The sequence below is a fragment of the Fictibacillus barbaricus genome, assembly GCF_031457135.1.
Taxonomy (GTDB): Bacteria; Bacillota; Bacilli; order Bacillales; family Fictibacillaceae; genus Fictibacillus; species Fictibacillus barbaricus_A.
Genome location: NZ_JAVDWA010000002.1, coordinates 247780 through 269935, shown reverse-complemented (window position 1 = coordinate 269935; position 22156 = coordinate 247780). Strand labels below are relative to the sequence as shown.

At 37.7% G+C, this 22156-nt stretch carries 19 protein-coding genes and 1 riboswitch; of the genes, 4 read left to right on the top strand and 15 right to left on the bottom strand.

Annotation, left to right across the window (positions count from 1 at the left end; all coding sequences use genetic code 11):
* Nucleotides 1-63 precede the first annotated feature (63 nt).
* From J2X07_RS06710 to J2X07_RS06700, 3 genes are all read right to left on the bottom strand, one after another.
* Complete coding sequence (locus J2X07_RS06710; protein WP_310257693.1) at nucleotides 64-336, bottom strand: hypothetical protein; 273 nt, start codon at nucleotides 334-336, stop codon at nucleotides 64-66.
* Between the two features lie 36 nt (nucleotides 337-372).
* A complete protein-coding gene (locus tag J2X07_RS06705) occupies nucleotides 373-573 on the bottom strand; it encodes a hypothetical protein (RefSeq protein ID WP_310257692.1) in 201 nt (66 codons plus the stop codon).
* A gap of 112 nt (nucleotides 574-685) precedes the next feature.
* On the bottom strand, nucleotides 686-1552 hold the full coding sequence (locus J2X07_RS06700) for a chemotaxis protein (RefSeq protein WP_310257691.1): 867 nt from the start codon (nucleotides 1550-1552) through the stop codon (nucleotides 686-688).
* A 98-nt stretch (nucleotides 1553-1650) separates the two neighbouring features.
* On the opposite strand from J2X07_RS06700, the gene J2X07_RS06695 reads away from it, so the two are divergent.
* Nucleotides 1651-2274 (top strand): DUF2238 domain-containing protein, encoded by a 624-nt coding sequence (locus J2X07_RS06695; RefSeq protein WP_310257690.1) that lies wholly within the window; start codon nucleotides 1651-1653, stop codon nucleotides 2272-2274.
* A gap of 100 nt (nucleotides 2275-2374) precedes the next feature.
* A complete protein-coding gene (locus tag J2X07_RS06690; RefSeq protein ID WP_310257689.1) occupies nucleotides 2375-2671 on the top strand; it encodes a hypothetical protein in 297 nt (98 codons plus the stop codon).
* 56 nt (nucleotides 2672-2727) lie between these two features.
* On the opposite strand, the gene J2X07_RS06685 is transcribed toward J2X07_RS06690, so the two are convergent.
* Genes J2X07_RS06685 through tenA form a run of 4 tightly spaced genes read right to left on the bottom strand, consistent with a single transcriptional unit; the run spans nucleotide 2728 to nucleotide 6275 of the window.
* Entirely contained in the window at nucleotides 2728-3528 is an 801-nt protein-coding gene (locus J2X07_RS06685; RefSeq protein ID WP_310257688.1) for an energy-coupling factor transporter transmembrane component T family protein, read from the bottom strand.
* Nucleotides 3513-4982: an ABC transporter ATP-binding protein gene (locus J2X07_RS06680; RefSeq protein WP_310257687.1), complete on the bottom strand. Its 1470-nt coding sequence runs from the start codon at nucleotides 4980-4982 to the stop codon at nucleotides 3513-3515. Before J2X07_RS06680 ends, J2X07_RS06685 begins: the two co-directional genes overlap by 16 nt.
* Before the next feature lie 5 nt (nucleotides 4983-4987).
* Nucleotides 4988-5569 (bottom strand): ECF transporter S component, encoded by a 582-nt coding sequence (locus tag J2X07_RS06675; protein ID WP_310257686.1) that lies wholly within the window; start codon nucleotides 5567-5569, stop codon nucleotides 4988-4990.
* A gap of 1 nt (nucleotide 5570) precedes the next feature.
* Nucleotides 5571-6275, bottom strand: coding sequence for a thiaminase II (gene tenA / locus J2X07_RS06670; RefSeq protein ID WP_310257685.1), 705 nt, complete (start codon nucleotides 6273-6275; stop codon nucleotides 5571-5573).
* A 110-nt stretch (nucleotides 6276-6385) separates the two neighbouring features.
* Nucleotides 6386-6491: riboswitch (TPP riboswitch) on the bottom strand.
* 188 nt (nucleotides 6492-6679) lie between these two features.
* Between tenA and J2X07_RS06665 the strand changes: the two genes are divergently transcribed.
* Nucleotides 6680-7237, top strand: coding sequence for a hypothetical protein (locus tag J2X07_RS06665; protein ID WP_310257684.1), 558 nt, complete (start codon nucleotides 6680-6682; stop codon nucleotides 7235-7237).
* 388 nt (nucleotides 7238-7625) lie between these two features.
* On the opposite strand, the gene J2X07_RS06660 is transcribed toward J2X07_RS06665, so the two are convergent.
* The 3 genes from J2X07_RS06660 to gltB all read right to left on the bottom strand — a co-directional run bounded on the left by J2X07_RS06660 (nucleotide 7626) and on the right by gltB (nucleotide 14718).
* A complete protein-coding gene (locus tag J2X07_RS06660; protein ID WP_310257683.1) occupies nucleotides 7626-8555 on the bottom strand; it encodes a manganese-dependent inorganic pyrophosphatase in 930 nt (309 codons plus the stop codon).
* Nucleotides 8556-8661: 106 nt separating this feature from the next.
* Nucleotides 8662-10140, bottom strand: a complete 1479-nt coding sequence (locus J2X07_RS06655; RefSeq protein WP_310257682.1) for a glutamate synthase subunit beta — start codon at nucleotides 10138-10140, stop codon at nucleotides 8662-8664.
* Between the two features lie 24 nt (nucleotides 10141-10164).
* Nucleotides 10165-14718, bottom strand: a complete 4554-nt coding sequence (gltB, locus tag J2X07_RS06650) for a glutamate synthase large subunit (RefSeq protein ID WP_310257681.1) — start codon at nucleotides 14716-14718, stop codon at nucleotides 10165-10167.
* A gap of 149 nt (nucleotides 14719-14867) precedes the next feature.
* Here gltB and J2X07_RS06645 point away from each other — a divergent pair, with 149 nt between their 5' ends.
* Nucleotides 14868-15770, top strand: a complete 903-nt coding sequence (locus J2X07_RS06645; RefSeq protein WP_310257680.1) for a LysR family transcriptional regulator — start codon at nucleotides 14868-14870, stop codon at nucleotides 15768-15770.
* Nucleotides 15771-16090: 320 nt separating this feature from the next.
* On the opposite strand, the gene J2X07_RS06640 is transcribed toward J2X07_RS06645, so the two are convergent.
* From J2X07_RS06640 to J2X07_RS06620, 5 genes are all read right to left on the bottom strand, one after another.
* Nucleotides 16091-16636, bottom strand: a complete 546-nt coding sequence (locus J2X07_RS06640) for a DUF1641 domain-containing protein (RefSeq protein ID WP_310257679.1) — start codon at nucleotides 16634-16636, stop codon at nucleotides 16091-16093.
* Nucleotides 16629-19586 carry a formate dehydrogenase subunit alpha gene (gene fdhF / locus J2X07_RS06635; protein WP_310257678.1) on the bottom strand — a complete coding sequence of 986 codons (2958 nt, stop codon included), beginning with the start codon at nucleotides 19584-19586 and terminating at the stop codon, nucleotides 16629-16631. The genes J2X07_RS06640 and fdhF overlap by 8 nt, the downstream gene beginning before the upstream one ends.
* A 135-nt stretch (nucleotides 19587-19721) precedes the next feature.
* Nucleotides 19722-20459: a CBS domain-containing protein gene (locus J2X07_RS06630; protein WP_310257677.1), complete on the bottom strand. Its 738-nt coding sequence runs from the start codon at nucleotides 20457-20459 to the stop codon at nucleotides 19722-19724.
* Nucleotides 20460-20563: 104 nt separating this feature from the next.
* The gene (locus J2X07_RS06625; protein WP_310257676.1) at nucleotides 20564-21454 is read right to left on the bottom strand and encodes a GNAT family N-acetyltransferase; all 891 of its coding nucleotides are present in this window, start codon (nucleotides 21452-21454) and stop codon (nucleotides 20564-20566) included.
* Nucleotides 21455-21608: 154 nt separating this feature from the next.
* Complete coding sequence (locus J2X07_RS06620) at nucleotides 21609-22106, bottom strand: hypothetical protein (RefSeq protein ID WP_310257675.1); 498 nt, start codon at nucleotides 22104-22106, stop codon at nucleotides 21609-21611.
* Nucleotides 22107-22156: the final 50 nt, after the last annotated feature.

Genomic DNA, 22156 nt, shown 5'->3' with positions numbered 1-22156 from the left:
TACTTTATTATAAATCATTAACGCTGCACAATAGCCTATTGATAGGCACTGTGCAGCGTCGTTTCATTTACTAGGTTCTTGTTTTTGCTCTTCATATTCTTTTAAAGCAACTTCTTGCATGTTTTCCCATGAATCAAAATTTGTATTTTCATCAATATGTATATTCCATATATCCAGTGGTAAATCAGTAAATGCTCCTACGTATGGAAAAGAACCAGGATATGTTAATGAAGTACGTAATTCATAAAAAGTAGTAAAATTTGTATACTTTTTCATGAATGGATTGGTAAACATATTAACAATCTGCTTATTGAATGTTACATCCTCAACTTTCAATATCAACCCACCTACTTTCTAACCTTCAACTCCGATTTAGAAATCAGCATGTCCAACACAAAAAATAGCCAACAAACGGTTGTTCAGTTTTTTTATTTTTGATCCTTCTAATGCAGAAAGAACAGCACCAACTGCTTGAATCCAGCTCCCGGAAAATAAAAGTGATTCACTATAATGCTTGTCCCCTTCTGGGTTTTGTAAATCAGAGCCAAAAGTTTGCTTAAGTTGATTATCCATTATCAACCGTCCAATTTGCTGAATCATTCTTCACATTGGGCTGAAGGAAATGGAATGACATCACCCAATTTTTCTTTAGTGTTCTTGGACAAAAAGGATTGTTATACATGGTTTACTTTGATAAGTTTATTTTTTTCCAGCTTTCTGCTAAGTCATCACCAATTTGCTTGATGATGTCCTTCGTTGTGAAATAATACATATGTGAAAGCGGTGTCCAGCTATTAATGATATTACCGCTGTTTGTCTCGATTTCTTGATTAATTGCTTTATTATAGGCTTCATTCAATGGCTTTAAGGGATATCCAAAAACATCATCTTTGTCATACATATTTACCCAACCGCCAGAAAGATCAGGATAAAAGTTTTCCAAATGTGGGGATGGGACAGATATCGGTTTATCGAAATCGGCATAACGAAGACTCCAAAGAGCAAGCGGACTGCCAAGTGAATAAAACCCTGCTAATGTTTCTCCATTTTCTAGAGGGGTTTCATGCATTTCTTGTTTTACGGAGTTGTGTATTTTGTGAGGTATGTACTGTAAATCATAAAAATAATTACTCGTAATAACAGTGCCTAAACTATGTGCCACGATGAAAAGCGGTGCATCTGCACCAGCATTCCGGCTTAATTTTTGAAGAGCGCGGGCGACTGTTTCATGAACCTTTATGTAGTTTGGATTTGGGTTGTCTGAAGGCTGATAAGCTATGGCATCGCCAAAGAATTGGACAACAAATTTTCTGATTTTCGCAAAGTCTAATTTAGCACCAGTTGAAAGACTGTTCCACATCTCGTTTTCTCTTTCGTTAAATATGCTGCCCCAATAAATAGGCTGAATCACTAGTTGTACATCAGGCTCTGGTATATATGGCTTTACGTTTTGAGAAAAGCGTTTTGTTAGCTCGTCTGAAAAGATATCAGAAAAATCCTCTTTTTGATCTCCAATTCCATGAAGTACGGCTACAGCGATCTTTTTTGTCATGCTGCTTCACTTCCTTTTTTTAAATATCGAAGTGCTTTTTGAGTATATGAAAGCTGAAGAACCTCAATACTATAAATAGATTGTGAGGGATTTCTTCAATGAACAAAAATAAAATTCATCTCATGCTTTTAGCTGTTGTAACAGTCTTTTTCGTTTGGTCACTTATTAAGCCAAAGCATTATTTTATCTGGATGCTCGAAGTTGGCCCTTCTGTTTTGGCAATTGCTGTTATTCTTCTGCTTTATAACAAAATGAGACTTTCAACCTTTGCCTATACGATCATAGCCTTTCTGACGATATTGACGTTTATTGGCGGTCATTATACATATGATGATGTTCCACTCTTCAATTGGATCAAATCACATTTTGATTTAAAACGAAATGATTATGATCGATTTGGTCATTTTTTCAAAGGGTTACTCGTTATCGTTTTTCGTGAAATTTTAATCCGAAAGACACAGCTGCCAATCGGAAAGTGGGTTCAATTTCTGGCACTGAATATGATTCTGGCTACCGCAGCATTGTACGAAATCGTTGAATGGATTGCTGGCAGTATGTCAAAACGGACATCGAAGGATTTTGTAGGAGCACAGGGTGATATTTGGGATGCTCAATGGGACATGCTTCTTACATTAACGGGTTCCCTTCTTGCTATTATCCTCTTATCCAAATGGCATAACAGATCATTAGGAAAAGCAAAGTCACAAAAAGATTGGTCTTAATTTTATATTGGCTATCATTCGAGTAATCCCTCCTTTATACCCTTTTCCCTTTTTCTATAATTTGCAGCGCTTTGTGAAATAATAGAATGAGGTGGTTTTTTTGAGGTTTCTTATAAACTTTATTCCTTTTATGGCTGGTTGTTTAGGATTTTTTGCATGGTCAGGCTCTGTTGAGAATGAATTAAATGTAAAAAAATACGAAGGTGAAATTGTTCAAAAAGAGCAGGTTGAAAAAGTATTAGATATCGGCTCCAACGTGGTTACAGTTCCTGTGTATAAATTAGTTCTTTCTTCTGGCAAAACAATAACTGTACCTCGCCCCATTTTTCAAAAGTTAAACAAGGGTGATCATGCAGTATTATTAATACAGAATAATCGTATAACCCTATCGAAATAAAAAGCACACTCTTTAATAAAAGAATGTGCTTTCTTTTTGAATCTAATGGCTTTTTTCTAAAGCTGCCGAACATCTGTTGAAGGAAAAAGCGGGTATTCTATTGCTGCAAAATAAGCGAGACCAATGCAAATAACAAAGTAGATCAAGAATAACAAATCAAACTTAGAAAAGCCGATCTGATAAAAATATGTTCTTTTACTATCATTGTTAAAACGTTTTGCTTCCATTGCTACTGCGATTCGAAATGCACGCCTAATACTCTGTGAAAGCAATGGAATCATTAAGGACTTAATCATCTTAAAATAACCAAATAACCCGTTTGATGAATTTACCCCTCTTACTTTTTGTGCATATCTGATCGTTTGAAATTCTTCTATCATGATTGGCAGCAGCCGAACCGCCGCCATAAAACTGTATGCATATTTAGGCTTGAGATGTAATTGCTGCATTAACGAATAAAATAGATATACTGGTCGTGTTGTTAAGGCAAATGTTAACCCTAACATGGCAAAGGATAGTGCACGGAATCCTAAATGTATACCACGGTATAAACTTTCCTCAGTAATATGAATCAATCCCCATTGAAAAATCAATGTTTTACCTTCTCCGAAAAATATCATGGATGAGGAAGTAGATACGAAAATGATCATAAATGGCAATGAAAAAAGGAAAACCCTTTTATAGGAATGTCCTGTGAAAAACAAAAACAAAATGGACATTACAATAGTAAAGGAAATCATAAAATTCACATTATGAATTAATATACCGAAAATAAACAAAAGTGTCAGGATAATCAGCTTGAAGGATGGATTTATTTTATGCAGCCAGCTTTCTTGTTGAGTTAATAGTTCCTGCATAATACATCCTCGTTTCTAGTCAAAACCTTTTCTTTTACAATTTTATTTCGTACTTCCCAGACACATGTAGCAAAATGGTTCACAATATTGAAGTCATGAGTAACCATTATAATAATCGTTCCCTTTTGTTGTTCTTTCTTTAGGAAATTAAGCAGTCTAAACGTATTTTGCGAATCCTGGCCAAATGTAGGTTCATCTAATAGCAAAATTTTTGGGTTTTGTATAAAGGCTGTAGCAACACTTAATCTACGCTTTTGACCGAGTGATAAATGATAGGGGTGATGGTTTTTCTTATCATGTAGACCGAAGGCGATTAGAAGTTCTGTCACCTTTTCATTAATATATTCAGGTTCTGCTTTCTGATGGTTTAAGGCAAAGGCTAATTCATCATAAACCGTATTTGTTACAAATTGATATTCTGGATTCTGAAAAACAAAATAGGCTTTATTTTGCAGATTTTTAATCCCTTTAATTGGTTTATCATCAATGCAATAGTTTCCGTTTGTTTTTAATAATTGCATAAGAGATAAAAGCAATGTACTCTTCCCTGCTCCATTCTCTCCTATGACAGCAATCCATTCACCAGCAGATACGTGTGCTTGATCAAATGAAACCATGACCTCTTTTTTTCGATAGCCTTTAAAGTGACCTAATGTTAATGTGGTCTGTTCTATAGCATTCGGTTCCCATTTTGGTGCTTTTCCCTTTTCATTGAGCATATGTCTCTCCCAAACACCTGGGTACCAGATCCCATATTGATGAAGCATTTCTTTAAAAGTTGAAAAAACGTGTTGAACATTTCCATCAGCGATAACTTCCCCAAAAGGATCAAACACAATTACGCGGTCAACAAAATCAAGAATCTGATCAATCTTATGTTCCACAATAATCACTGTTTTGTCTTTAGATACCTCTTTTACTGTATTCCAAATCTGGTTGGTACCCCGTTCATCAATTAGCGCAGTAGGTTCATCTAGAAAAAGGACATCTGGATTTAGTGCTAAGACGGATGCGATTGCCAGCCGCTGCTTCATCCCCCCTGATAAGGTTTGGATTTCAGTATGAATATCCTCCAAATCAAGACCAACTATATTTAATAATTCAGAGATTTTCCCTTTCATCTCGCTTCTCGGAACTTGCAGGTTCTCGAGAACAAATGCAATTTCTTCGTCGACAAAAGGCATACAAAACTGTGAGTCGGGATCTTGGAAAACAAATCCCCAAGATTTAGGAACTTGAATTTCATTGTATTTTATAGGTACTTCTATCGTACTTGGTATTAAGCCAGACAGAGCTTGCAGCAATGTGGATTTTCCGCATCCGGATGGACCGAGAAGCAAGACTTTTTCCCCTTTATTAAAAGAAACTGATAAATCTTTAAACAGCATTCTTTTTTCGTTTGGAAATTTTAATCTTAATTGATCCACCGAAGTTTCAATTGCCAATGCTTTCACCTCTTTTATTGTTCTAATGCATCGTAATCTTCTTTTGATGCAGGTCGAATTAAGTTTGTTACGCCAGTTGCTTCAAGTGCTTTAACAATTCCGAAAGCTATAATTCCTGAGAACACAATCGTACCTATATATCTTAAAGCAACGTACAGCGTTAAATTCCATGTTGATAAGTCTCCAATATATCCTTTGTAATAATCCATAAACAATGATCCCGTACAAGAACTCAAGCCGGCTATAGATACCGTCATTAAATCATATCGTTTGTAACGGAAAGCCATAAAAATCAATTCGGCACATAATCCTTGTACCACTCCGTATAACAGTACTTCTAATCCGAATTCTGATCCCATTAAAAACTCGCCAGAGGAAGCAGCAATTTCGGCTAAAAGTGCGACACCTGGCTTTCTTATAATAAGAAAGGCTGCAGTCGCAGCAATAAACCACATGCCATAAATAAATTGATCTAAATGCAGACCAATAGGTTTAACCGCATAATATAAAGGTCCCCAAAGTTTATAAACGATTCCAAAACCGATAGAAATAACGATCGTTACAAGTATATCTGTTAGCTTTAATCCTTTAGACATTTTAAAATTCTCCTTTAACTACTTGTTTTTCGCTTTTTGAATCAAACGGCCATTGTTCCATTTTGTAAGCCATTTCCCAAAATAAATATTCATATTGGCAGCTTAACAAGAAATGTGCGGTCATTTTATTTCTTTCTGAATCACTTGCTTTTTCTGCCAATAGGTCTAACCTGTTAATTTGTTCGTGAACTAAATCAGCGAACCATTCATCACCATATGTTCCAATCCATTCTTGAAAAATAGGTTCGCTAGGCGTTGAACCTTTATATTTTTCTCCGATTTCATGATAGATCCAGTAGCACGGCAGAATCGCAGCAATTATTTCTCCCAATGTACCTGATTCACCAACACGGTAGAGATGTGAGGTGTAATGATAAGCTGTAGGAGCGGGTTGAAAGTTTGCGAGTTCATCATCTGTGATTTGCAGTTGTTTAATAAACTTCTCATGAAGTGCTAGCTCCGCTTCGCTAGTTCCGAGTGCATGAGACGCCATTCTTGAAGTTGTGTAAAGGTCTTCTGCTCTTGAACCAGCTAAAGCTTGAACTTTTGCAAAATGGGAAAGATAATAAGAATCTTGTAAAACATAAAACTTAAAATTTTCTAGTGGCAGTGCACCACTTGCTATTCCTTCAACAAATGGATGATGAAGATTAGCTTGCCAAATTTGGTCTGCCTTATTGCGTAAAATTTCAGTAAATGTTGTCATGATCGCCCTCCTTGAGTCGTCTAAGTGTGATAACAACTAAATTTTCCCAATAAAAAAACCACTATCTTTAATAAAGAAAGTGGTTGTATGAAAACATATTGAAAACATGAAGTTTCATTACACCACTTCCCTACGCTGGTATCATCCAGATCAGGTTCTAAGAGTCTTGAAGTTACACTTCAATCTCAGCCTTTTAAGGCACCCCTAGTGGTTATATCATTATTTAGTTAACTGTATCTTGCCTCTATGATAACAGGACAGTTTGGATTGTCAAATATTTTGTGATGTAAAGAAAACCGTGAATTTATCCCTTTAAGTATGAAATTTTTTTGTTAATTTGTAAGTTTATCATATATAAAAGTAAAATTTAGTGAAGGATGGCAATTAATTTTGAGAGGAAAGTAGTGTTGTTAGTGAAAAAAAATCATTGGTTTATGAAACTGCTCAATTATGCAATAAAAATTATTTTGGCAATCATTATTTCAATAGGAATTGGGATGTTAGCGATCACTCTCTATCATTCTTTTAAGGACATCCCTGTCAATCGCTTTTATAAAGGAATAGATAAAAACGTTGGAACAATGGCCGAAATTGTTAGTATTGGTGCTGCTTTACTCTGGTTATTCCGAAAAATTTGGCTGGAGTTAAAAAAGAGGAAAGTCTCTTTTGTCGAGTATGTACAAATGGTATTTCTCACATTAAAGAATTTTCATATTTATTTTGGCATAACTGTTTTAATTTTAGCTTTCTCTCATGGCTTATTTTTTTTATTAAACCCTGTTGAAGAGAAAATACGAATTTACTCAGGAATTGCTGCATTTACCTCGTTGGTGTTATTAGCTATATTGGGCTGGCGTCATCAAAGAAGCTTAAAGACAAAGAATGCTCTAAAAACCAAAAAAGTTCATATTGCATTTGCCATTATATTTGGTGTCATCTTCCTTATTCATATTAATGTATAAGGAGACTGTAACGAGAATTCTGATTTCTAAAAGCGTGTTGATTTTTAATTTTTTATTATCTACTCTGACAGTTGATTGGAGTGGAAGGTGCGCGACTCCTGTGGGACAGGCGGGCAGTCCGAAAGGCTGAAGTGGTTTGGTCAGCCCCGACAAGCAAAAGGGAAAGGGGCTAAGAAGGCGTTTTTTGCCTTCAGGACCATTTAACTTTTGACCTCCAGGGGCTAACCGCTGCAGCTAGACAGGTGAGACACTTAAGAGTGAAACGTACGAATGTGGCTCACCGTCTGCCTCGCGGAAAGCGAGCATTCTGGAAAGTAAATCAACTCCTGTCAAAACAGCCTTATAAAAAAACACAGCAACTCGAGTTCAAGTCGCTGTGTTTTTTATATTACTTGCTCATAGCCTCTGTTAATACAGGGATAATCTGTTTTTTGCGTGAAACAACACCTTTTAGTATTGCCGTATTGTTTTCAAGTTTTACATCATACGCATTTTCAACAGCATCAGCTCTTTTTCCGAGTGCCAATGTTGTTGAATCGTTTGTAAGAATGTCCGTTACTACAAACATAAAGAGGTCTAGGTCCTTCTCATCAATTACTTTAGAAATAGAAGCTTCCAAGTCAGATTGTAGCTTTAATACATCACTTGCATCAACAGTGTTTACTTGAGCAACTTCTACTTTACTAGAACCGATATTGAATTCTTTAGCATCAAGAGAAATAAGTTCTTCTACTGTTTTGCCACTAAGATCTGCACCCGCTTTTAGCATTTCTAAACCATAAGTTTCTGCGTCAACACCAGCGATTTCAGCAAGCTCGTGTGCAGCATCTACATCTTCTTGTGTACAAGTTGGTGATTTGAATAAAAGAGAGTCGGAAATAATCGCTGAAAGCATAAGACCTGCGATATTCTTTTCTACTTTTACACCTTTTTCTTTATATATCTTGTTTAAGATTGTTGCTGTACAGCCCACTGGCTCTGCTCGATAATATAAAGGATCACTTGTTTCAAAGTTTGCAATACGGTGATGATCAATTACTTCTAGCACACGAACGTTGTCAATATCACTTGCGCATTGCTGGCGTTCGTTATGGTCGACCAAAATAACAGCATTCGTTTCGTTAGAGACTGTTTCTACCAGACGAGGAAGATCAGCTTTGAAATAATCAAGTGCATATTTAGTTTCACCGTTAATTTCGCCTAAACGAACAGGTTCTGCATTTTGACCTATTTTTGTTTTCAAGTCTGCGTAAACAATCGCAGAAGTAATTGTGTCAGTATCAGGATTCTTGTGTCCAAAAATGAGTACTTTTTCCATGCTTCTACTCCTTATAAATAAAATAGATATTCTTTCGCCATTGCCTATTTTATCATAACTAGAAGGCTTTTGGCTTCCGGAGATTATTTTAGCATGGGTAAAGGAATTAAGGCAAAACCGATGCACCCATTAAATACTTATCAACCTCACGTGCACATTCACGTCCTTCTTGTATTGCCCATACAATCAAGCTTTGTCCGCGTCTGGAATCACCTGCGGCAAATACACCATTTAAATTCGTTTTGTAATCTCCATGTTTTGCTTTAACTTTATTGTTCTTCGTTTCAACACCAAACTGTTTTAGTACTGGATGTTCTGTCCCTTCAAAACCAATCGCAATAAAGACGAGGTCTGCCGGCCATACTTGTTCAGTACCTTCTATTTCTTTAAAGACAATATTTCCATTTTCGTCAGAGGTCCGCTTCATTTGAATCGTATGAAGTTCTTTTAAGTGTCCTTCTGAATCAGAAACGATTTTTTTCGTTTGAACAGAGTACTCTCTTGGATCATGACCGAATTGAGCTGTAGCTTCCTCATAGGCGTAATCCATTGTGAAAATATTTGGCTGTTCTGGCCACATATTTTCTTTACTTCTGGCGTTGGGCAGTTTAGGGTGTTTACCAAACTGTACGACACTTTTACATTTTTGGCGCAGTGCTGTTGCGACACAGTCAGCCCCAGTATCCCCGCCGCCGATTACGATAACGTTTTTTCCTTCTGCATCAATAATTGGTTCTTTGACTTCAATTCCTAATAATCTTTTCGTAGATTGAGTCAAATACTTCATTGCAAAATGTACGCCTTCAGCTTCTCTTCCTTCGAGCTCTAAATTTCGTTGTTTTTGAGCACCTGTACAAAGGATGACAGCGTCAAACTGTTCGTTAAGTTCATCGGCCATCACATCTTTCCCGATTTCAGTATTTAAGATAAAATCAATACCTTCTTGCCTTAAGAGCGTAATCCGGCGTTTAACAATGTCTTTATCAAGTTTCATGTTGGGGATGCCGTAAGTCAGTAATCCTCCAGCAAGGTTATCCCGCTCATAAACGGTAACTGAATGTCCTGCTTGATTAAGCTGATCTGCTGCTGCAAGTCCTGCAGGGCCCGAGCCTACGATAGCAATTTTCTTTCCAGAACGCTTAGTTGGGATTCGAGGCTGGATCCACCCATTCTCAAATCCTTTATCGATAATGGCACGTTCAATATTTTTGATGGTAACAGCAGGTCCAGCGAGTTCAACAGTACAAGAACCTTCACAAGGGGCTGGACATACTCTCCCTGTGAACTCGGGGAAATTATTTGTTTTTAAAAGACGATCCAAAGCTTCTTTCCACTTTCCTCTGTAAACGAGATCGTTCCATTCAGGAATTAAGTTGTTAATAGGGCAACCAGCTGCCGCCCCGTTAATTTCTATTCCAATATGGCAAAATGGTGTTCCGCAATCCATGCATCTTGCGCTTTGCCTTTTTAACATATCTTCTGGCTGTTGTTCGGAGTACTCTTTCCAATCGCTAAGCCGCTTAAGAGGAGACCTTTCCTTTGTCTCTTCTCGCGGATACTCTAGAAATCCAGTTGGTCTACCCATCCTCATCTCTCCTTTCATTTTTGATTACTTTAAAATTAGCTTTGTTGGTCCAGGTATTCCCGCATGTTTCTTTGCGGCTGATCTTGCAGTGAATGCATTCATAACTGCTTCTTGTTCAGTTAATCCAGCTTGTTTTTCATCATCGATTTTTTTAATCATTTCTTTATAGTCTCTTGGGATTACTTTAATAAACTGTGATTGAGCTGCTTTCCAATTTTCTAAAATAGCAGCGGCTTTTTCGCTCTGTGTGTATGCAAAATGATTTTGTATTAGCTGTTTAAGAGATTCTGTTTCATCCAGATCATTCAATCTCTCAAATTCAATGCCTTCTTTATTGCAAAGTCGTTTAAACAAGAGAGGCTGATGTGTAAATACATAGGCGATTCCTCCGCTCATTCCTGCAGCAAAGTTCTTGCCAGTATCTCCTAATACAACAACACGTCCGCCGGTCATATATTCACACCCATGATCTCCGATTCCTTCGACAACGATGTTCGCACCGCTGTTTCTGACTGCGAATCTTTCTCCGGCAAGACCGTTAATATAAGCTTCCCCGCTCGTTGCACCATAGAAAGCAACGTTACCGATAATCACATTATCATCTGCTAAATAATCGGCTGATTTCGGTGGAGCGACAATCATCTTACCTCCTGAAAGTCCCTTACCGAAATAGTCATTGCTATCACCGTTTAAATATAAGCTCATGCCGTGTGGAACAAACGCCCCAAAGCTTTGACCAGCTGAACCATTAAATGTAAGGGTAACCGTATCTTCTGGCAGCCCCTCTTCACCATAACGTTTCGTGATTTCGCTGCCAGCGATCGTTCCTGCAACACGATTTGTATTTTTTATAGTGAGATTCAATGATACAGGCTTTTTGTCTTCTAAAGCCGGACTTAACATCGGAAGGATTTCTTTCATATCTAAAGAATGTTCGATTTTGTGATTCTGTTTTGTTTGACAAGTTCGAACACCTTCAGCTTGGTAAAGAAGCTTCGTAAGATCTAAGTGTTTTGCTTTCCAATGGTTCTTTGCACGATCTCCTACTGTTAATACATCTGTTCGGCCAACCATCTCTTCGACGGTTCTAAAACCAAGCAATGCCATGATTTCACGAATTTCTTCAGCTACAAATTTCATATAATTCACAACATGTTCAGGGTCCCCCATAAATTTCTTTCTCAATTCTGGGTTTTGAGTAGCAACACCTACCGGACACGTGTCTAAGTGGCACGCCCGCATCATGACACATCCTAAAACTACAAGCGGGGCAGTTGCGAATCCGTATTCTTCCGCACCTAAAAGGGCTGCAATAACTACATCTTTACCCGTCATTAGTTTTCCATCTGTTTCAAGCGTAACACGTTCTCTCAGACCATTTAGCATCAATGTTTGATGTGTTTCAGCAAGACCCAGCTCCCATGGAAGCCCCGTATGCTTAATACTTGTTTTTGGAGATGCTCCTGTTCCTCCATCATAGCCGCTGATCACAATAACATCTGCTGCACCTTTTGCTACACCGGCAGCAATCGTTCCTACACCCGATTTTGAAACAAGTTTTACACTGATACGAGCTTCACGGTTCGCATTTTTAAGATCGTGAATAAGCTGTGCAATATCTTCAATCGAGTAAATATCATGATGTGGAGGCGGTGAAATTAAGCCTACTCCTGGAGTCGATCCGCGAACGTCTGCGACCCATGGATAAACTTTATTGCCAGGCAGCTGTCCGCCTTCACCTGGTTTCGCTCCTTGTGCCATCTTAATCTGAAGTTCATCTGCGTTCACCAAGTAATGACTCTTTACACCGAATCTTCCTGAAGCTACTTGTTTGATTGCACTTCTTCGGTTATCGCCATTTTCATCAAGGATGAAACGGTTAGAATCTTCTCCGCCTTCCCCGCTGTTGCTTTTTCCGCCTAAGCGGTTCATTGCAATCGCAAGTGATTCATGAGCTTCTTGACTCAATGATCCAAATGACATCGCACCCGTTTTAAAACGCTTAACGATTTCTTCAACAGGTTCGACTTCTTCAAGCGGTATGCTTTTTACATCGGACTTGAACGAAAACAAATTTCTTAAAAATGTTGTCCGTTCATCGTCAGCGAGTTTTGAAAAAGTTTTAAATAGAGAGTAGTCATTTTTACGGCAAGCCCACTGTAGAGTGTGAATGGTTTTTGGATTAAATGCGTGATGTTCCCCTGTATTTCTCCATTGAAAATCACTTCCGGATTCAAGCGTATCTTCGATCGTCTCTTTATAACCTTCAAGGTGTCTTAAACGCGCCTCTTTTTCAATTTCCTTTAATGTTATGCCGTCGATTTGGGAAGCGGTCGCTGGAAAATAGCGATCGATTACATCTTTTCCGATGCCGACTGCTTCAAAAATTTGTGCACCACGATAACTTTGCACTGTAGAAATCCCCATCTTAGACATCACTTTTACAATGCCGTCAGTTACCCCTTTTTTATATTTACTAATTGTTTCATGAAGAGAGAGATTAATATGTCCAACTTCAATTGCCTCTTCATAAGTTTTGTAAGTTAAATAAGGATAGATTGCATCTGCGCCATATCCTATCAAAGCGGCAAAGTGGTGAACTTCACGAACTTCTCCTGATTCAACAATCAAACTCACTTTTGTCCGTAATCCTTGTTGAACAAGGTAATGATGCAACGAACTTACAGCTAGCAATACAGGGATTGGGGTGTTAGATCGATCCATTTCTCGATCGCTTAATAATAGTAACGTAGCACCATCAAGAATAGCTTTTTCTGCATTTTCGTGAAAGGAAATCAGTGAACGTTCTAAATCTTCAGAAAAAAGCGTCGATAAAAGGGCTGGTTTAAAATCTGTAATCTCACTTTCTTTTATTTGATTAAACTCTTTTGTCGTTAGAACAGGTGAATCCAATTGAATTCTACGTGCGTTCTGAGGACCAGGATGAAGCAGATTTCCTTCAGCACCTAATAGAGTCATAGTCGATGTAACTATTTTTTCTCGAATCGCATCGATCGGCGGATTTGTTACTTGGGCGAATAATTGTTTGAAATAGTTAAAAAGTGATTGTGGTCTGTCAGATAATACAGCAAGGGGTGTATCATTTCCCATCGACCCGATTGGATCTTTTCCTTCGGTAATGACAGGAAGAAGATATTTGTGAATATCCTCATACGTATAACCGAATGCTTTTTGTCTTTGTCGAATATCATCCAGATGAATAGTTGATTCTTCTTCATCTTCTAAGTGAAGCAGACCGTTTGTCAGCCAAACGTCATAAGGGTGTTCGCTGGCCATTTCCCTTTTAATCTCATTATCAGTAATGATGCGTCCTTCTTCTAAGTCGATAAGCAGCATCCGGCCTGGACTTAAGCGTTCCTTGTAAAGTACGTTTTCCTCTGGAACATCGATTACACCAACCTCAGATGAGAAGATAATATAATCGTCTTTCGTTACATAATATCGTGCAGGACGCAAACCGTTTCGGTCAAGAATAGCACCGATTTGTTTTCCGTCAGTAAATGAAATAGCAGTCGGACCGTCCCACGGCTCCATTAAACAGCTATGGAATTCGTAAAAAGCACGCCGATCTTGTTCTAAATGAGGATTTTCGCTCCATGGTTCAGGAATCATCATCATAGCTGTATGGGATGGTTTTCTGCCGGCAAGTACGAGAAACTCAAATGCCTGGTCTAAAATAGATGAGTCACTTCCGTCAGCATCCAAGATTGGCAGCAGTTTGTCGATATCTTCGCCAAACGCTTCAGAAATAAATTGTTTTTCACGTGCCTTCATCCAATTCATATTTCCTTGAAGCGTGTTAATCTCACCGTTATGAATGAGATAACGGTTCGGATGTGCGCGTTCCCAAGTCGGGAACGTGTTTGTGCTAAAACGGGAATGCACTAAAGCGAATGGGGACACGAAATCATCATCTTGCAAATCCAGGTAAAATGCATCTACCTGTTCTGGTGTAAGAAGTCCTTTATAAACGATTGTTTGAGAAGAAAGACTAGCAAAATACGTTTGCAGTCCATTCTTTCGCGCCCAATGCTCTGCTTGCTTCCGAATAACGAACAATTTACGTTCAAAAACAAGTTCATCCGTAATAGCCTCATTACAAGCGATGAAAATCTGTTTAACGACCGGACAGGTTGCCTGAGCTTTTTCACCGATTGATTCTGATTCAACGGGAACCGTTCTCCATTCGATTACTCTCTGTCCTTCTTGTTCAATAAATTGATTGATTTGATTTTCAAGTTTCAGTTGTGCCTCTTTATCATTTGGAAAAAAGATCATCCCCACTCCATAACGTCCTTTTTCAGGAAGCTGGTTATTTAATACTTTATTAAAAAAACGGTGGGGTAATTTTGTCATTAAGCCTGCTCCATCACCAGTTAAAGGGTCACTTCCTTGACCTCCGCGGTGGTCGAGCTGGCATAGCATATGAAGTCCTTGTTTTACTATTTGATGGGTAGCATGCCCTTTTAGATGAGCGTATAGACCAATACCACAAGCATCATGTTCAAATTGTGGCTGATAAAGTCCCTGTGGCTTTGGTAAATGACTGAATGTCATCGATTACTCCCCCTTCGCGTTTTAAACTTAATGTTCAAAACTTTCTTTCATTTAGTTTAGGTTTTATAATTAATCTAAACAATATATAATTTAGATTAAAATGATCTCAAAATGAGAATGATCGATAAAATGAAGGTGATGATAAGACTATGGAAATCAGACAATTGCAATATTTTATAGAAGTAGCTGAACGAGAACATGTATCTGAAGCAGCACTTGCTCTGCATGTAGCTCAATCAGCCGTAAGCCGTCAGATTGCCAATTTAGAAACTGAGCTTGGTGTTGAACTTTTTGAAAGAGAAGGACGAAATATAAAGCTTTCTCCAGTTGGAAGACTATTTTTACAGCATGCTAAATCGGCAATAAAAGCAATTGAACACGCAAAAAAACAAATTGATGAATACTTGGATCCGGAACGCGGAACCATTAAGATTGGTTTCCCTACCAGTCTTGCTGGCCAGCTGTTACCCACTGTTGTGTCAGCTTTTAAACGAGAGCATCCTAATATTGCTTTCCATTTAAGACAAGGTTCGTATCAATTCTTAACAGAAAGTGTGAAAAATGGTGATATTGATTTAGCATTTCTAGGTCCAGTCCCAAAAAATGACCCTGATTTAGAAGGGAATATATTATTTACTGAAAAAATTTCGGCTCTTTTACCAGATCAGCATCCTTTATCAGAAAAAAGGAGTATATTGTTAAATGATTTAAGAAATGATGACTTTGTCCTGTTCCCTGAAGGGTATATTTTGCGAGAAGTAGTCGTAAATGCATGCAAGGAATCAGGCTTTTTGCCTAAGATCGCCTGCGAAGGTGAAGACTTAGATGCGATCAAAGGACTAGTTACAGCAGGTATGGGTGTAACACTTTTACCCGATAGTTCCATAAGTGAAACTAAACCTCGATTCACGGTAAAAGTACCGATTGAAATTCCGGATGTAAGAAGAACTGTCGGACTGATCACTCCGCGTGGACGCGAACTAGCACCAGCTGAACAAGTATTTTATGAATTTGTTATCCACTTCTTTTCAGTACTCGAACAATATAAATAGTTTTTTATAATGGTCTCTTCTTAGTGGCTAATTTTAAAATGTTGACCCGACAAGTTGGTTGGAGTGCAAGGACCGTGCCTGCCACCTAAGTATTCTCCTCGTAAGGCATGCGACGAGGAAGCCCGTTTCGATAGCGTTTGCTTGCAGACGCAGGAGCAAGTACTTCTATATCTTTTAACGTGGCTCACCGTACGCCCTGCGGAAAGCGAGCATCCTGAAAAGAAAATCAACTACTGTCAAAACAGAAACAGCCTTTTGCAATAAAAAAGCTAACTTCCAAGTCTTTATGACAAAGAAGTTAGCTTTTATTCATATGGTGTTTATTCGAGCGTCTTGTTTTCCGATTGATTTATCCGTTGCTTTTGTGTATCTTGATTGGTTTTTTCATAGTGCTGCGTGTCCTGCCCCATTCCTTTTAAAAACTGCAGCAGAATGGTAATGGATTTATTGATATCAGGATCCTTGAGAGATCTTACGATATCAAAATAACCTGTTTTTTCTTCGGTATCTTTAAATTCGGCCATCCTGGCAATTCCTGAATTTAATTTTAATAAAAATGGTTCCAATTGTTGTACGTTAATCATTCCTAATGATCCTGATAACAAAAGAAGATTTTTTAGCGTATTTGTGTTTTCTGGTTTATCCATTGCTTTAACAGCAATTTCCAACACTTTGTCACCTTGTCCAAATAACCCATTAAGCAGTGAAAGGATTCCTTTATCCTGCATATGGCTCATAATATCCATGGTTTGCAAAATGGCATCTTTATTCTTGATTAAGGCATCTTCAACTTCTCGCAAATCATCTTTTCGCTTTTGTTCTTCCGTCACTGCTATTTTGTGAACGTTCTTAATCGCCTTAGCCATGTTGTTTTCGCTCCTTTTTCACAACATCTCCAGGGAAGATATAGTCTTTTCGTGCCCATTTCTTATCAACTGCTACCCCAATTTGAGGCTGCGGATTTCCGTATCTGAAATTGATTTTTGGAAGCGGGTTTACCCCTTCTACTTGTAAGATTTCTAGTTTTGCACTCGTTTCTTTATAGGCAGGTGTATCCGTATCTTTATCAGAGTAGCTGCTCGTCAGCAAATTAATTGAAGCTTCTCCACTATCGTTCATAGGCAGATATACTTCTTTCCCCTTCACTCTATCAGTGATTAAACAGTGGACCTTCACACTTCCATATGGGGAAGATAAGCGAACTAGAGTACCATCTTTAATCCCTCTTTCTTTCGCGAGATCATGTGAGATCTCCAGAAAAGTGTTTGGCGTTTTTGATGTGATCCCTTCAGACTTATATGTCATATTTCCTTCATGGAAGTGTTCTAGCAGCCTTCCGTTATTCACATGAATGTCGTACTCTTCACCAAATTCTTTCGGTTCTGTCCAATCCACTGGATGCAATTTAGCTTTTCGATCATCGAAAGGAAAGCCATCTGTAAACAATACAGGTGTATCAGTACCATCTGGAGCAACTGGCCATTGAAGACTTTTGTATCCTTCCAATCTTTCATAGGATACTCCTGCAAATAAAGGTGCTAATTGGGCAGCTTCCTCCATGATGTCACTCGGATGTTTATAATTCCAGCCAGCTCCTAATCGATTGGCTATATCTTGAATGATTTGCCAGTCAGGGCGTGAATCTCCAAGCGGTTCAAGTACTTGATATAATCTTTGAATTCTTCGTTCCGTGTTTGTAAAGGTTCCTTCCTTTTCAAGGCTTGGACTAGCAGGCAATACAACATCAGCAAATTCTGCTGTTCTCGTTAAAAATAAATCTTGCACAACGAAAAAGTCTAGTTTTTCGTAAGCTGCATGAACATGATTGATGTTCGAATCGACTATTCCCATGTCTTCCCCTTTTAAATACATCGCCTTTACATTTCCGTCCATTATTCCCTGTACCATCTCATGATTGTTTAGACCTGGTTCTTCAGGTATTTTCACACCCCATGCTTGTTCGTATTTCGCTCTAACTTTTTCGTCGGAAACTTTCTCATAAGAAGGCAAACGATCAGGCATACTTCCAAAATCACTAGCACCTTGTACATTGTTATGTCCTCTTAGCGGATATGAGCCAACACCGGGACGTCCATAATTTCCAGTTACAAGGAGCAGATTAGAGATAGCCGTACTCGTATCACTGCCGCCCATATGCTGTGTTACTCCCATTGCCCAAAGAACACAAACACTTTTAGATTGTGAGATTGTTTCCGCAATATGAACAAGAGTTTCTTGTGGGAGTCCCGTTGCTTTTTCTGCATATTCAAGCGTGAATTTTTCAAGATTTTTTGTGAATTCTTCCAAACCATTTACATGAGTACTTAAAAATTCATTGTCTGCCCATCCCTTGTCCAAAATATATTTTGTGACTGCAGACAGCCATACTAAATCAGAACCTGCCCGCGGTTGAATAAATAGATCAGCACGGTCTGCCATTTCATGTTTGCGAAGATCCGCTACGATTAGCTTTTGATTATGCAATTTATGTGATCGTTTGATGCGTGTCGCTAAAACAGGGTGTGATTCAGATGTGTTTGATCCAATTACGATGACAAGCTCTGACTTTTCAATATCTTTAATAGACCCCGAGTCTCCTCCATGCCCTACAGTTCTGAAAAGCCCCATTGTGGCTGGTGTCTGACAATAGCGTGAGCAGTTATCAATATTATTCGTTCCAATTACACCCCTAGCTAATTTTTGCATCAAATAAGATTCTTCATTCGTACATTTTGATGAACTGATAAATGTTAATGCCTGCGATCCATGCTGTGTTTTAATTTCCGTAAACTTTTTCGCTATCAAGTTCAAGGCTTCATCCCATGAAGCTTCCCGAAATGCGTCCCCTTCACGTATCAGCGGTTTTGTTAAGCGTTCTTCGCTATTTACAAAATCCCATCCGAATTTTCCTTTAATACAAGTGGAAATACCGTTTGCAGGAGCATCAATTTGCGGTTCGACTTTTAAAATTTCTCTTCCTTTTGTCCAGACATCAAAACTGCAACCTACCCCGCAAAATGTACACACGGTTTTTGTCTTTTTAATACGTTGTTCTCGCATTGCTGATTCCATATCTGAAATGGCCAATATGGAACCATAGCCTGTTTCTACCCCTTTTGTAATTTCGATCATTGGACGCAGCGTTTCCCGATTAATTCCAGTCATATATCCCGCTTCGCCTTCCATGCCTTTTTCCATCATGGCATTACATGGACATACTGTGGAACAATGCCCGCATGATACACAAGATGATTCATTGATCGGAACGTCCTTGTCCCAGATGACACGAGGTCTTTCACGATCCCAGTCAATCGACAATGTCTCGGTAACTTGAACATCCTGACAGGCTTCCACGCAACGCCCGCATAATATACATTGATCTGGATCATATCTGTAAAAAGGATTAGAGCTGTCAACCTCATAAGGCTTGTGATCGAACGGAATGCTCTGGTGGTTAATTTTCATTTCTTTAACCGTGTTATGTACCTCACAAGTGCCATTGTTATAATCGCATACTGTACAATAAAGTTCGTGGTTAATTAAAATACGGTCCATCCCAATGACCTGGGCTTCTTTTACTTCATCGGAATTTGTATCGACATCATCACCATCTTCTAACTTTGTTGAACATGCCCTGACAAATTCACCGTTTACTTTAACAATACATGTGTCACACGTTTCAATAGGTCCAAGACTAGGATGATAGCAAACATGTGGTACCTGTGATGAAGTGTTTGATAGAAGATTTAATATGGTTTGATCTTTTTCTGCTTTTGTTTCTGAACCGTTTATTTTTACATAAAATGATTCTGACATTTCTTTCACCCTCTCAATACGTTTTCCATATACAAAAAATTCAGTCACAAATTTTCGTTCCCTTATCGTTTTCTCCTTAAACAATTAAACTTAATCAATTCAAGACAAAAAACGCTCAATGTGAGCGTTTTTAAATTATTCTAGATCTATTTCAATAAGATCATATGAGGTTACAATACCTAAAGGCTTTTCATTTTCGCTTCCATTTAATGTGATAATGATTGCTTCAAGTTTCTTGCCTTCTTTATGAAACGTTTCAAAGATCTCTTCTGCTTTAAAAATACTTGATGTTTTTGATATAAAAGCTACGAGTTGTTTTTCTTCGCTGTTGGCAATATCAGAAATTTTAGCGTTATTTAGATCGATTACTTGATCGTCAAGACGATCAGTCAGCCAATTCAAAATGTATGTAGCTGTTAATAACCAAAGATATTCTCCTTTATCATTGTAGATGGGAAAACGTGAATAGGAGGTTTCTCGAATACAGCTCAGCACATCTGCCAAACAATCACTTTCATTAAAATGATGAACATTTTTGGTTGCAATATTTAGTGCGACCTCAGGTTTCATAAAATAACCTGCTACTTTTTCTATTCTTTCTACGATCTCTATATGAGGTTCAGCGATATAAAAATCATGATCAACTTTTTCGTGTACAATTGCGTTTCTAAGTTTGGCGAATTGACAAAGCTCATTATAAAATGACCGAATTAGTGAATGTTTTTTCATTCCGGTTTCAACCAATTGTTTAAATCTGTCATCACAATTATCTTTGACTTTATCGATTAAACATTTATGAATTTGATTGAATGCAACTTCAAACCTATCTGATAAAGAATTTTGATTTTTGGTCTTCATCTCCGCTAAGGTCATTTTTCTATCTCTCCTTATATTTTCACTACATTCTTACTACCCTAAAATAATAAGAACGTAAACGTAAATAAAAAACCTGCTCTAATAAGAACAGGTTCAGTCTTCTAATTTTTTATGAAATGATAGCAAACAAATGACTCAGTCTTGTAAAATCCTTCTTGTTCGTATAGTTTGGCAGCTTGGTCATTGTCTGCATTGACACAAAGAAACCCTTTATCTAATCCGTTTTCTTTACCTTTTGTTAGACTTGCACGTAATAACTGTCTTCCTAAGCCTTTTCCTTGATACTCTGGAATAATGGCAAGTGAAGACACTGTTGCATAATGAGTGTTTTTAAAATAATCTTTTCCTGTTCTCACAACGCCTACTGGCTTGTTTTTATGGTAAAGAAACAAGATTCCATCGTCCAAATAATCATCGCACTCCATCATTTGCGAAACGGAAAAAGCAGTCATTGGCGTATAGCCAATAAGCTGTTTAAAACCTTCATTTCTCACCTGGCAAAATACAAGCTCATCTTTACCGGGTATAAATGTTTTTAACGAGTAGTCATTTGGGAATTTTGAAGGCAGGATCTCTAAATTTTCTCTTTCAAGTACATAAACATAGCGTTCAATTTCAAACCCGATTCTTTGAAGTGCTTTTCGGTGTTCTAACTTATTTTCTTTTGTAAAGGTATAAATATAATCCCCAAGATTTAAGTGAGATAAAATGTTGGTGAATAACAGCTTAAAAACCATTGGATCAGAGGATTCACTGAATAAGATCCGGAAACGTGCTTTGTTCGCATTTTTATATTCATCATGCATCAATAATGAGACAGCTCCAATTACTCGATTTTGTTCATCTCTTATCATGTATGCATGTTCATTATCCGGACAAAAGAGCTCCAATTCATGATCGCTTAAATAAGAATCATCCACAGTATTACGATGCATTTTACAAAAGTTTACAAAATCATGCTTTTTGTCTAATGTAACTTTTTCAATTCTCATAAGATACCTCCTGAAAATATAAGAATTCATCATCTAATAAAACGCTTCATTATCATTTTCAAGAGACCTCCTTATCAGTAATCAGTATAATTATAAAGAATATTTAGAAATTTTAACACAAAAAAAAGATGTGTTCCTACATCACACCTTTTTTCTAAAAATCTTTCCATTCAATTTTTCCGCATTTGTTATCTCTATCTAATTCAATATTGAAGTTGTGTTTTTCATAAAAATGTACGAGTCTATCCACGTGATCCCAGTCCCGCTCTGCGATGTCACCTTTTATCACGGGAATATTATGATTAGCAGCTGTTTCTTTTAAATATTGTATACAGATGGACCCATAGCCTTTATTGAAAGGACCTTTTATATCACCAATATGAAGGGTGCATTCATCTTCAAAAACAGCATCGATTGAGAAATCCCATCCCTCATATCTTGATTCACAGTCGTTCAGCATGATCTTACATTGATCAAGTTCTTCTGTTTTATAAACAATCACGAGATTCTCATCTTTCGTTTGATCTACACCGATAACATCATATTTCTTAGCGATTTGTTTCATGTCATTTTGCATTCTCAATAATTGAAAATCAAGTTCATTTCGATCGAGTTTCTTATCTTCTTCTTTTTCAAGACCTAGTAATAGCACAATCTCTTCCCCCCCCTTAAAACAACGTAACTGAATCACACAGTTTTCCA